Genomic DNA, 13784 nt, shown 5'->3' with positions numbered 1-13784 from the left:
TAAACCTATTCCCACAATGCAAATGTGTATTTATTGGAATAATAAAAAAAACTTGCATGCATACTCTACCATTGAGTTTATGGTTGTGTGCACCTCCATTGCCGGGTAATTTTGTTTATTCAATTACCAATATGTCCTTCAAACGAGTCATCAGAAATGTAATTATCGGAGATGACAAGTTTATTGAATCCTACAGTGAATACCGACAAGCTTTGCTCTCAGGTGAGTTTGCTATTGTAGGTGTTTTGTTTTGCGTCGTGAGCGCGATCTTCAACTATAAGATCGGGTATTTGGAGACGCTTCCTGTTCTTGGGGCGACGACCCTCTTTTTAGTTCTCTCGATTATCTGTCACCGAAATGGACGCCACTCCTTAGCGAATTACATTCTGCTGGCTACAATGAATATCTCGGTTTATATTCTTGCTTCCAGTGAATCAGCAAAAACCGGATCTTTTTTATTTTTTATAGTAAGCAGCATTGCGTCCTTTGCTGTGTTTAGCTACCATGAACGTTTACTGTCCATACTATTTGCCGTATTCACTTATGTGCTTTTTGCATTAGCATACTTCGTCGATTATAGCATATTACCATTGCGTAACTACAGTGATGACGTGCTTCTTTTTTGTATCGTCATAAATTTTTCAGCGGCACTTCCCGGAACTGTTATGACGGTATATTTGCTGAAGAGTTTAAATCACCACAATGCATTGGAGCTTGTAGAAAATAACATGCTGCTCTCTAAAACAAATGCTGAATTAGATAGATTTGTTTACAGCACATCGCATGACTTGCGTGCTCCACTAACTTCGATCATGGGGTTGATCAACATTACACTCGATTCACAAAATCCCAACGAAGTTAGAAGGTATCTTTCCCTGATGAAGGACAGGGTTCATTCCCTAGACCATTTTATTAAAGACATTACAGATTACTCCCGTAACAATAGACTTGAGGTTAAGCGTGAGCCCGTGAAGTTAGCGGATTTAGCCCACGACGTATGGGAAAGTCTCAAGTTCTCGCCAGAAGCCGAGAACATTGATTTTAGGATCGACATACCGGATGATATTTATATTGAATCAGATAAGAACAGGTTGCGTGTGATCATCGGAAATCTGATTTCGAACGCGGTGAGGTATCATGATCTAAAAAAAGACCATCAGTACATCCGCATGCATTATCAGATGTCGGGTCGCATCAGCTATATCCAGGTTGAGGATAATGGTCAGGGCATTGCTTCCGAATATCACGCCAAAATATTTGACATGTTCTTTCGCGCAAATGAGCAATCCAAAGGCTCAGGATTGGGTTTATACATTGTTAAGGAAGCGTTAATGAAGCTTTCCGGCTCAATTAAGCTTGAATCTACTGTAGGTGAAGGCACGACTTTTACAATTATGCTTCCGCATAGAAATTCATGAGGAGGCTTATTTTTTCACCTTCCTGGGTAAAAAACTTTCAGCAGCAAACAGGTTGACTGTAGACTAATATTATCTTTGCCACTTATGGCAATTCAAGAAGATAACTTATTTAAGAATGTAATCTCCCATTCAAAGGAGTATGGATTTATTTTTCCTTCCAGTGAAATTTACGATGGTCTAAGCGCCGTTTATGACTACGGTCAGAATGGTGCTGAGCTAAAAAATAACATCAAGGAGTACTGGTGGAAGTTCATGACATTACTCCATGACAACATCGTAGGAATTGACGCCGCGATTTTTATGCATCCGACAACATGGAAAGCGTCTGGCCATGTGGATGCATTCAATGATCCCATGGTAGATAATAAAGACTCCAAAAAAAGGTATCGTGCTGACGTTTTGGTGGAGGATGCCATTGCCAAAATGGAGGAAAAAATTCAGAAGGAAGTTGATAAAGCCGCTAAACGTTTCGGTGATTCTTTCGACAGCGAAATGTTTATAAAGACAAATCCGCGAGTACTTGAATACAGTCAAAAGATAGCGAATGCCAATGCCCGATTAAAGGAATCAATGGGTAACGGTGATATGGCCGGCATGAAGAAATTAATGGAGGATTTGGAAATTACTGATCCCGTTTCCGGCACAAAAAACTGGACCGATGTACGCCAGTTTAATTTAATGTTTTCAACAGAGATGGGATCGATCGCTGAAGAAGCAAACAAGATTTACTTAAGGCCAGAAACCGCGCAGGGGATTTTTGTAAACTTCCTCAATGTTCAAAAGACAGGAAGAATGAAACTTCCCTTTGGTATCGCACAAATTGGAAAGGCCTTTCGTAATGAGATCGTCGCCCGCCAGTTTATTTTCCGCATGCGTGAATTTGAGCAAATGGAAATGCAATTTTTCGTTAAGCCAGGTGAAGAAATGAAGTGGTATGAATTCTGGAAGGAGAAAAGAATGAAGTGGCACAAAGCATTAGATCTGGGCGATGAGAATTACCGATACCACGATCACCTAAACTTAGCGCACTATGCCAACGCTGCTTGCGATATTCAATTTAATTTTCCAATGGGTTTTAAAGAATTGGAAGGCATCCATTCACGAACCGATTTCGATCTAAAAAGCCACGAAAAATATTCTGGTAAAAAGCTTCAATATTTTGACACAGAGGATAACGAAAGTTATATTCCCTATGTGGTTGAAACCTCCGTTGGACTAGACCGCATGTTTCTATCCATTCTTTCAAAAGCGTATACCGAAGAAAAGTTGCCAGATGGAAGCGAACGTGTGGTATTAAAAATTCCTGTTCCGCTGGCCCCCGTTAAAGTTGCCATCCTTCCGCTCGTTAAGAAAGACGGCCTGCCGGAAAAAGCAATGGAAATCATGAATGAACTCAAATATGACCTCCGGTGCTTCTATGAAGAGAAAGATGCTATTGGAAAACGTTATCGTCGACAGGATGCGATAGGCACACCGTATTGCGTTACCGTTGATCATCAGACGCTAACCGATGACACTGTAACGATTCGTGATCGCGACAGTATGAAACAAGAACGTGTTAAGATTAGCGATGTGAAATCACAACTTATTGCGGCGTGTTCTATCAATAATATTTTACGGAAGATCGAGCAATGATTTCCTTTGTCATCGTTCTGGTAGTCGCGTTTGCTATCTACCGGTTTGATAAGGAATTAAAAGAAAGCTATTTGTATGCCGGCCGCGTTGCAGCGCCTTTGCGTTCAAAAGTCTTACCCATACCGCAGGCTTATAGAGATATTCTTCAAAAATATTTTCTATACTACCGCCAATTAGACGATGTGGCAAAAACGAAATTTGTCCAAAAGGTTTGTCAGTTCATCTATGGAAAAAGATTTATCCCTCGGAATGTGGATCAGGTCACCATGGAAGCCCGGGTATTAATTGCGGCCACAGCAGTTCAACTCACCTTCGGGCTGACCGACGTTTATCTACAACATTTTGACAAGATACTGGTATACCCAAACGACTACTATTCTTCCATTACTAAGCGTTATCACAAAGGCGAGGTTAATCCACGCTTTGGAATCATTGTGCTGTCGTGGCAGAGTTTCGTAGATGGTTTTATTTATCCTAACGATTCTATAAATCTTGGTTTGCATGAGATGGCCCATGCGTTGCGACTGGAAAATATCATCAAAAATGATGAGTATCAGTTTTTTGATGAGGAATTAGTAAATGAGTTTGATGCCTATGCCCAGAAGCTTTGTCATGTCGAAAATTGGAACGATACGTTCTTTCGTCCGTATGCATGTGCGAATGAACATGAATTTTTCGCAGTGGCAGTAGAAAATTTTTTTGAGCGGCCACACGAATTTAAAAATGCATTGCCCGAACTTTATAAAATCCTTAGCAAGCTTCTAAATCAGGACCCGACCTTATTGCGACCACTATCTTAAGAATAAAAAAGCTTTGAACTGGAATACACTTTTATCTTCACAACGCACCGGGCAAAAAATATTGGCCGCTGAACAATCTCGCAGTGCTTTCGAACAGGATTATGATCGAATTATTTTCTCACATCCATTCCGCAGGCTACAAGATAAAACGCAGGTTCACCCGCTGCCGGAGCATGATTTCGTTCACACACGATTGACGCATAGTTTGGAAGTTTCCAGTGTAGGGCGATCGTTGGGAAAACGCGTTGGAGAAGTGGTTTTGGAACGCTATCCGGTTTTAAAAAAAGACTTCTCTCTTTTCGACTTTGGTGCCATTGTCGCTGCGGCGTCACTCGCTCACGATCTAGGCAATCCGCCTTTTGGGCACGCGGGAGAAGATGCGATTTCCGATTTTTTCGTTCACCATCCTGAAGGTTTATTTTTTAAAGATAAAGTAACCCCCGAATCGTGGGCCGACCTGATCAAATTTGAAGGCAATGCGCAAGGGTTCAGAATTCTGAATAAAAATCAATTTGGGCTCAAGCTAACCTTTGCAACTTTAGGTGCTTTTACAAAGTATCCTTGCCCAGCTCAATTCCAATTTCGCGATAAAGGAAAAAGAAGTCAGAAAAAGTATGGATTCTTTCAAACTGAAAAACAAATTTTTCAGGAGGTGGCCACGCAGTTAGAACTGATTGAGCCTAACCCGGGTGGATGGAATCGCCATCCCTTAGCGTTTTTGGTAGAGGCGGCTGATGACATATGTTACAGTATCATCGACCTCGAAGATGGATGTAGCCTTGGGCTCGTCAATTATTCCGAAGCCAAAATGCTTTTTGAATCGGTCATTACCAAAAGCAAATCCAAGCTTGGAAAATTAGAATTTATCAACAGTCAGGCGGAGAAAATCGGCTACCTGCGAGCATTAGCGATTGCCGATCTAATGGCAGAATGTACAAGCCTGTTCCTCGATCATGAAACGGATATTTTGAACGGCAAATTTGATCGGGCATTGTGTGATGAATGCTCGTCAAAAAATGCGCTTAATGAAATTATTAAGCTTTCCATAGATAAAATTTATCGCGCTCGAAGTGTTGTTGAGATTGAAGCCGCGGGGCACGAAGTCTTACCCGGGTTGCTGGAGGAGTTCACAAAGACTGGTGCTTATTTGATGGAACAAAAAGTATCGAGAAAATATTTTAACCTGCAAAAATTACTTCCGCCAGAAGTAATACTGGCCACCAAAGCGGATCCTGAAAATTACTATTTGATGCTACGAAACATTGTTGACTTCATTTCAGGAATGACGGATCGACACGCAATCTCGCTTTATCGTAAGATTAAGGGCATGAGTCTTTAAGAAATTACAATATTCCTTTAACTTGTCCTGCATTTGTACATTAGGTTTCTTTCTGCGGTAGCGCTATGTTTTGGAAAAACATTATTTACATCGTTGTCTTACTAATTGGCGCGCTAATCCTTGCGGATATTCTGTTGACCAGACAAAACAATATCATTATCAGGCACAACAAAGATCTCCAAATCCAAACAGAGACCATCAAGCGCTATCATGATCAGGTGGGCCGCGTTGTTATTCACTCATTAGACATTGGATTGAGAGGGTATGCCATTATAAAAGAAGACCGGTTTTCCACGCCCATGGAAAACGCTAAAAAATGGAGCGACAGCATTTTTACAAATATTGAGGAACCCCTCAGGAAATTAAATTATGACTTAACAGAATTCAACGCTTTAAAAGATTCGGTTTATGCCTACGCAACGTATTGTTACAACTTGAAAAGATTGTTGGATGAAAATAAAACAGAAGAGTTTTTAAGGTTATTCAGTGCTGATAAAGGTGCAGGTCTTTGGGGACAATACATAAGCTCAGAAGAAAGTATAGTTGCCTTCACAAATAATATTGCTGCACAGGCTCAAGAAAGTTACGAAAAGGCGCTTGCACGAAATCAAATGCTGCAGATTATCCTGTTTATAATTTGTATACCCACCTTGTTGTACACGGCGTATTATACCGGCAAGACCTTCAAGTTATCAGATCTCCTTCGCCAGGCAGAAGCAGAGCGGAATAAAATTTTGACAAATCAAAACACCAAGCTTGAACACCGCGTGGCAAAAAGAACCCAGGAGATAGCTGCTCAAAACGAAGAAATTATTTCTCAAAGTGAAGAACTAGCAGCGCAGCATGAAGCGCTTGCATTCCAGAACAAGCAATTATTCGATGCTCAAAAGCTTATCGAAGAACAAAACAGGGAAATTCAGCTTAAAAACGAAAAGTTGGAGTTGGAGATCGAAAGCAGGACGCAGGAACTTCAAAATACTAACCGTGAACTGGTACTTCACAATAACCAGTTAGAACAATTCGCTTTTATAGCAGCGCATAACTTAAGGGCACCGCTTGCACGTATTTTAGGACTTGCCAATGTGGTTGAACTGAGCAAAACCGCAGAAGATAAAGATACAGCACTGCAGAAATTAGTTACGTCAACACAGGATCTTGATCATGTTATTCGCGATCTGAACCTAATACTCAATATTCAGAAACACACAAGCAATTTGGTGAGCGTTGATCTTGCACCCGCCTTTATTCGTGTTGTCAAAATGCTTGAAAAAGAAATTGAGGAAACGGGTGCCATTATTACGAAAGATTTTTCCGCTGCAGAAAAGGTCTATGCGGTTGCCCCATATGTTGAAAGTATTTTATATAATCTCATCAGCAACGCCATTAAATATCGCGACCCACAGCGGCCTCCCAGAATTAATCTTTCCACGGCTATTGATCAGGATTTTGTGTGTCTCACCATCACTGACAACGGCCTGGGTATTAATCTTGGTAAGTATAAACAAAACATGTTCACCCTATATAAACGATTCCATACCCATATGGAAGGAAAGGGTTTAGGCCTCTATCTTGTAAAAACGCAAATTATTGCACTCGGCGGAAAAATTGACGTCGAAAGTGAGCTCAACCAAGGCACGACATTCAAAGTTTATTTTAAATACTGAAGTCAAAATCCTTAAGTCAGGCCAATCAAACTAATTCACACCTGATTAAACCACAAATTCATTAGCTTTGGCCCCTTATAATTCCTCTTTTTAACATGTGGAATAAGATTGCTGATTTCGTCATCAAACAACGTTTACCGCTCATTATTTTGATTGGGCTCATTACGGCTTTTATGGGGTACCATGCCGCTAGGGTTGAAATGAGTTACGATTTCGCGCGCTCTGTTCCGTTGGATGATCCCGATATGATTGATCTGACAAAGTTCAGGGAGCAGTTTGGCGAAGACGGAAATGTGATTGCAGTTGGCGTTAAAGACAGTTCGTTGTACCAATTAAAGAATTTTCAGGCTTACCAGCAGCTGACGCGGGATATTAGAGATATTTCCGGTGTTAAGACTGCAATTTCACTATCGGTGTTGCCCATCATATTAAAAGATACAGTTAACACTAGATTTTATCCTGCACGCATTTTCCCTGACACCATTGCCACTCAGGCAGAATTGGATAGCCTTTTGACCATCGCCTTAAATCAACATATATATGCTAATTTATTATTGAATCCTGAGAATGGCGCCGCGATGATGGCTGTTTCTGTTCCAAAGGAGGTGATGAATTCTTCGAAACGTGAAGCCGTCGCCGAAGCTTTGCAAGAAGCCGGAAGAAAGTTTGAAGAAAAAACAAAAATTCAGGTCCACTATGCTGGCTTGCCATTTATCCGAACATTAGTTGCCAACGCCGTCCGGAAGGAAATGCAAATATTTTTATATGCGTCCATATTGGTTACCGGACTGATCATGTTCGCGTTCTTTCGTTCTTTTAAGGCGGTTCTCTTTTCCATGATCATCATTGGTATTGTTGTGGTCTGGACCATGGGAACGCTGTCGCTTTTCGGTTATAAAATTACGCTGTTGAGTGCACTGATACCGCCTGTAATTGTAACCCTCGGTATCACCAATGCAATTTACCTGCTCAACAAATACCACCTGGAATTTGCAAAGACGAAAAACAAACTGGAAGCCATCCGGATTGTAGTTCGAAAAATGGGACTCGCTACGTTCCTCACGAATCTAACGGTCGCGATAGGCTTCCTTACGTTGCTTGCCACCGATGTCATTATTTTGCGCGAATTCGGAATCGTTGCTGGACTCAATATCATGGCTTTATTTTTTGTGAGCTTGATCATGATACCAGGCATATTTTCATGGTTGCCCATCCCAACCGAAAAGCATCTGAGACATTTGGACTTTCCCATCATGAAGGGTTTTCTTTCACTGATCGATTTGTTTGTACATCGACATCGGGCAGTGATTTATGCTGGCTCGCTTGTACTGGCATTGATTTCTATTTATGGAATTCTTCAACTGCGATCAGTGTCTTTTATGGTAGATGACATTCCGGAAGAAAGTCAGATCAAAAAGGATTTAAAATTCGTCGAAACAAATTTCAATGGTATCATGCCATTGGAGTTTACAGTTGAATTTCATACAAAAAAAAGAAGACCAATTTTAGATCTTAAGAATCTTCGGAAAGTGGAAGAGTTTGAAAACTTTTTGGATTCCATTCCTGTAATTTCTCAACCGCTTTCCATGTTGAGTTTCGTTAAAACGTTTAAGCAGGCCTTCTACAACAATAACCCGGCGAAATATCAGCTTCCAACCAGTGCACAGGAAGGAGCGTTTATTTTACGATACATGAAAGGACAAAGCGATAGTAGCGGTTTGTTCAATTCGATCGTCGACACAACATTTAGCAAAATGCGGATCAGTACGCGCATTGTTGACATCGGATCCACGCGATTGGATTCTCTTGTCCAGGTTATCGAGCCGCGAATGAAATCCATTTTTGCCTCTACTGCCAGAGATTCCATTTCAACCTCTATTACAGGCTCTACCAAAATCTTTATCAAGGGAAATAAATTCCTTATCGAGAACCTGCAGGAAAGTTTATTGCTGGCGTTTTTGCTCATTACCCTTTCCATGGCGATTCTGTTTGCCAACGTTAGAATGATCGTAATTTCCCTGTTGCCCAACTTGCTGGCACTCATGATTACCGCAGGATTGATGGGTTATTTTAATATCCCACTAAAACCCAGTACGGCCCTCATTTTCAGTATCACCTTCGGAATTTCAGTAGATAATTCCATTCGTTTCCTCGCAAAATACCGTCAGGAAATCTTAACCAATAATTTTTACGTGCCACGTGCTGTAAGCGACAGCATTATGGAGACAGGTAAAAGCATCATGTATACATCCATTGTACTGTTTGCAGGATTCATCATTTTTGCTTTTTCATCTTTTGGCGGAACTATCGCCTTGGGGCTGCTTACATCAACGACACTTGTCATTTCGATGTTTACCAACTTAATCCTGCTTCCTGCACTCATCATGACCTTCGATAAACCAAAAGGGCGCAAAGGCGAACACCTCTTGATTGACGATTTCGACTCAAGTTTTTATGGGGAAAGTGAAGATGAGGAAATCGATTTGAATAAGATCAGAATCAGAAACCGACATCCAGCCGCGGAATAGCAGTGGTTGCTGCAACATGGAATTAGGCTGCCGGTGATACCTTTCAATATTTTCTTCAACTCAAATCACTGTCCCGTCGGGAATTGAGCGACCGCCGGCCCTGGAGTTACTGTGGACTTTATCCAAAAACAAATATCTTTGCGGGCTAAATTTGTCTCGATGGTAGTCGGGAGTGAGAAAAATATAGGTAGAAACAATGGCCGGGAAATACAAAGAATATAAATCACTGAATTTTGCCCAGATCGGAAGTGAAATACTTGATTTTTGGAAAAAAGAGAAAATCTTCGAAAAATCGGTGACTAACCGTGAAGGTGCACCTTCTTTTACATTTTATGAGGGCCCGCCTTCTGCCAACGGAACTCCTGGCATTCACCACGTTATCGGCCGGACCGTAAAAGATATCTTCTGCCGATTTAAAACGCTTCAAGGCTACCAGGTGAAGAGAAAGGGCGGCTGGGATACGCATGGATTGCCGGTGGAGCTCCAGGTAGAAAAACAACTAGGCATTACTAAAGACGATATTGGCAAGAAAATTTCCATTGAAGAATATAATCAAAAATGCCGCGAGACGGTGATGATGTATAAGGATCAATGGGATGACCTTACGGAAAAAATGGGATACTGGGTAGATCTTCAGCATCCGTACATCACATATTCCAAAGAATACATCGAATCACTTTGGTGGTTACTAAAGCAGTTATACAATAAGAAACTGTTGTACAAAGGTTATTCAATTCAACCTTTTTCTCCGGCTGCAGGTACGGGCCTGAGTTCTCATGAGCTGAATTTGCCGGGTTGCTATAAGGATGTCAAGGATACTTCTATTGTTGCTCAGTTTAATATCAAGAAAGATCACAAATCTGATTTTTTGTTCAAGAAAGCAAATGCAGATGTTTTCATTTTAGCTTGGACAACAACCCCCTGGACATTGCCGTCCAATACCGCGTTGGTTGTCGGTGAAAAAATAAACTATGTTCAGGTCAACACATTTAATCCTTACACTTTCAAACCGGTTAGTGTTGTGTTGGCAAAAGATCTTTTAGGAAAATATTTCTCAGAAAAAAATAAAGGCCTAAAACTAAGTGAATACAAAAGCGGCGATAAGGCTATACCTTATGAAATAGTGCAGGAATTTTCCGGAAAGCAGCTTATCGGCATAAAATATAACCAACTGATGCCCTATGTGCAGCCCTTGTATGACGCGGAAAAGGCGTTTCAGGTTGTTGCAGGAGACTTCGTGACAACGGAAGACGGAACGGGCGTAGTTCACTCTTCGCCAACCTTTGGTGCCGACGATTTTCGAGTTGCCAAACAACATGGCATTCCGCCATTAACAGTGCGCGATGATGCGGGAAATGAAATACCAACGGTCGATCGCAAAGGGAAATTTATTAGAGAAGTTGGCGCTAAATTAAAAGAAGGAGTTGCCAAATTTGGAATCAAAACACATAAGCTTTTAGATGTTGATGACTTCTATGTAAAGAATTATACAAATGAAGATGAAACCCATCACGATTATAAGAACACCGATGTTATCATTTCCATTATTCTAAAAGAGGAGAACAAAGCATTTAAAGTCGAGAAATACGAACACACTTATCCGCATTGCTGGCGGACAGATAAGCCGGTACTTTATTATCCACTTGATTCGTGGTTCATTAAGACCACAGCTTTAAAGGATAAAATGGCGGAGTTGAATAAGACTATCAACTGGAAACCTGAGTCAACAGGTACCGGCCGTTTTGGAAACTGGTTGGAAAATCTTGTAGACTGGAATCTGTCACGGTCGCGCTACTGGGGGACTCCCTTACCCATTTGGAAAACTAAGGAGGGCCAGGAAGAGATCTGTATTGGCTCGATGGACGAACTAACAAATGAAGTTCAAAAATCAATTCAGGCCGGCATTATGAAAGCTGCACTTCCTCCTGAATTTGATCTTCATCGACCATATGTTGACGACGTTATCTTAGTAAGTCCGTCAGGACAACCAATGTACCGGGAGCCTGATTTGATTGATGTATGGTTCGACTCGGGTGCCATGCCTTATGCGCAATGGCATTACCCGTTCGAAAATAAAGAAGTATTTGAAAAAAATTACCCCGCTGATTTCATTGCAGAAGGCGTTGATCAAACACGCGGCTGGTTTTTCACGCTGCATGCTATTGCAGTAATGATTAACGAATGCAGCGATGAAATAAAAGCGGTTAATCTTTCAAACGGTAATCCTGGCATTGCATTTAAGAATGTAATCTCCAACGGACTTGTGCTCGATAAGAACGGAAACAAAATGTCCAAGCGTTTGGGGAACGTTGTAAACCCATTTGAAACGTTGTCGAAGTATGGACCTGATTTGGTTCGTTGGTATATGATGGAGAATGCGCCACCCTGGGATAATCTTAAATTTGACTACGATGGGATTGTGGAGGTTCAACGAAGGTTCTTTGGTACCCTGCAAAATACTTATTCATTCTTTGCACTTTATGCTAATATCGATGGATTTGAAAAGGATGAAATGAATAATGTTCCGGCAAGTAATTTGAGTTTACTGGATCGCTGGATCACATCGAAACTGCAGTCGTTGATCGTTGAAGTGACCAAAGCTTATGATGAATATGAACCTACCCGGGCAGCGCGAGCGATCCAGGATTTTGTGAATGATCATTTGTCTAACTGGTACGTACGTTTAAATCGCAAACGTTTCTGGAAAGGTGAATTTTCTGTTGATAAGAAAGCAGCTTATGAAACGCTTTACGAAAGTTTAATGGTGACTGCTCAATTGATGTCAGCCATTGCGCCGTTTTATGCTGAGTGGTTATACAAAAATCTTACGGATAACATTCGTCAAAAGGCTATCGCAAATAAAACGCCGCTGCGTCATGAATCAGTTCATTTAACAGATCTTGTAAAGGCTGAGTCGTCCAGAATTGATATGGAACTCGAGCTGTCGATGGATTATGCCCAACGGATTTGTTCACTGGTGCACTCGATAAGAAAAAATTCCAAGATCAAAGTTCGCACGCCGCTCCAGAAGATTTTGTTACCGGTGTTAGACAAGTCATTTGCTGATCGGATTAAGACGGTTGAGGATATTATTTTGGCAGAGGTCAACGTAAAGACCATTCAATACATTGATGATACTTCTGGTGTATTGGTTAAAAAAGTAAAACCTAACTTCCCCAAATTAGGCAAACAATACGGGCCGAAGATGAAAGAAGTTTCTGCTGTCATTAGCAGCCTTAATAAAGAGGAAATCCAAGTTTTAGAAAAACAGGGTGCATTGTCAAAATCAGGATTTGACCTGGTATTGGAAGATGTGCTGATCTCTTCGGAAGATATTCCAGGATGGGCAGTAGCTTCCGAGGGTGGCCTTACCGTTGCGTTGGACATCCGGGTGACCGATGAATTGAAGAAGGAAGGTATTGCCCGCGACTTCGTGAACCGTGTCCAGAATTTAAGAAAAGAGCAAGGACTGGAAGTGCTCGATAAAATTAGTATAGAGGTCGAAAAAGATGGTGAGGCTGTAACGGCTGCGTTGACAGAATTTAGCGACTATATCAGTACAGAAACACAAGCACTTACTTTAGAGTTAAAGGATAGTATTGCAGATGCAACTGAGGTAGACATGGATGAGTTTGTATTAAAGGTCAGAATCAGTGTAATGAAATGATGTCCGTGCTGATACACGGTTTCACTAACAGATAACGGAAGAATGAAAGTCTACAAATATTTCCTGCTGGCGTTGCTGGTGATTATTATCGATCAAGTTTCGAAGCTGCTCGTTTATCATTATATGTATCTGCATCAGGAAATCACAGTGTTAGGCAATGAGCAGTATGGATTTAAACTGCATTATCTTTTGAACCCGGGCATGGCTTTCGGAATTCGTTGGAACAATGAATTCGGAAAACTTGCGCTTACTGCTTTTCGCATCGCCGCGATGGTCGGGATAGCTTATTACCTTGTTAAAATGGCTAAAAGGAAAGCACACTATGGATTTTTGGTATGCATGGCCTTAATACTTGGAGGAGCTGTTGGTAACGTAATTGATAGCACATTTTACGGTGTGCTGCTGAACAATCACCCGCCGAATTCTCCAACCCCATGGTTTCATGGACAAGTAATTGATATGTTGTTTTTTCCGCTTTTCGATCATACCTGGCCAGCTTGGGTGCCTTTGGTTGGTGGTGAATATTTTTTATTTTTTAGTCCGGTATTTAACGTTGCCGACTCTTCTATTTTCATTGGCGTAGTCATTATTTTGATTTTTCAGCGAAAGTTCTTTGCTGACAAACTCCATCAGGAAGAACCACAGATTGATTCCCCCCCGATTTCTACGACAGAGAAGGAAATATCGGATTCCAAGGAAGTCTGAATTCGTGTGCTTGTACCTGATAAAAATA

General features: G+C 41.2%; 8 protein-coding genes. All 8 read left to right on the top strand.

Annotated features, from left to right (window positions below; genetic code table 11):
- The first annotated feature begins 56 nt into the window (after positions 1-56).
- The 8 genes from P2W71_RS04220 to P2W71_RS04185 all read left to right on the top strand — a co-directional run bounded on the left by P2W71_RS04220 (position 57) and on the right by P2W71_RS04185 (position 13756).
- Positions 57-1418: a HAMP domain-containing sensor histidine kinase gene (locus tag P2W71_RS04220; protein ID WP_276367458.1), complete on the top strand. Its 1362-nt coding sequence runs from the start codon at positions 57-59 to the stop codon at positions 1416-1418.
- Between the two features lie 84 nt (positions 1419-1502).
- Complete coding sequence (locus tag P2W71_RS04215; protein ID WP_276367455.1) at positions 1503-3053, top strand: glycine--tRNA ligase; 1551 nt, start codon at positions 1503-1505, stop codon at positions 3051-3053.
- Positions 3050-3853, top strand: a complete 804-nt coding sequence (locus P2W71_RS04210) for a zinc-dependent peptidase (RefSeq protein ID WP_276367452.1) — start codon at positions 3050-3052, stop codon at positions 3851-3853. The genes P2W71_RS04215 and P2W71_RS04210 overlap by 4 nt, the downstream gene beginning before the upstream one ends.
- 13 nt (positions 3854-3866) lie before the next feature.
- A complete protein-coding gene (locus P2W71_RS04205; RefSeq protein ID WP_276367449.1) occupies positions 3867-5192 on the top strand; it encodes a deoxyguanosinetriphosphate triphosphohydrolase in 1326 nt (441 codons plus the stop codon).
- Positions 5193-5257: 65 nt separating this feature from the next.
- Positions 5258-6856, top strand: a complete 1599-nt coding sequence (locus P2W71_RS04200) for an ATP-binding protein (protein WP_276367446.1) — start codon at positions 5258-5260, stop codon at positions 6854-6856.
- Positions 6857-6951: 95 nt separating this feature from the next.
- Positions 6952-9384: an efflux RND transporter permease subunit gene (locus P2W71_RS04195; protein ID WP_276367445.1), complete on the top strand. Its 2433-nt coding sequence runs from the start codon at positions 6952-6954 to the stop codon at positions 9382-9384.
- 196 nt (positions 9385-9580) lie between these two features.
- Positions 9581-13051, top strand: a complete 3471-nt coding sequence (gene ileS, locus P2W71_RS04190; protein WP_276367444.1) for an isoleucine--tRNA ligase — start codon at positions 9581-9583, stop codon at positions 13049-13051.
- Between the two features lie 42 nt (positions 13052-13093).
- The gene (locus tag P2W71_RS04185) at positions 13094-13756 is read left to right on the top strand and encodes a lipoprotein signal peptidase (RefSeq protein WP_276367438.1); all 663 of its coding nucleotides are present in this window, start codon (positions 13094-13096) and stop codon (positions 13754-13756) included.
- Positions 13757-13784 lie beyond the last annotated feature (28 nt).

Origin of the sequence: Chryseolinea sp. H1M3-3, assembly GCF_029360725.1 — a bacterium.
Taxonomy (GTDB): Bacteria; Bacteroidota; Bacteroidia; order Cytophagales; family Cyclobacteriaceae; genus Chryseolinea.
The sequence above is the reverse complement of the archived record's forward strand: the minus strand, read 5'-3'. Positions and strand labels throughout refer to the sequence as shown.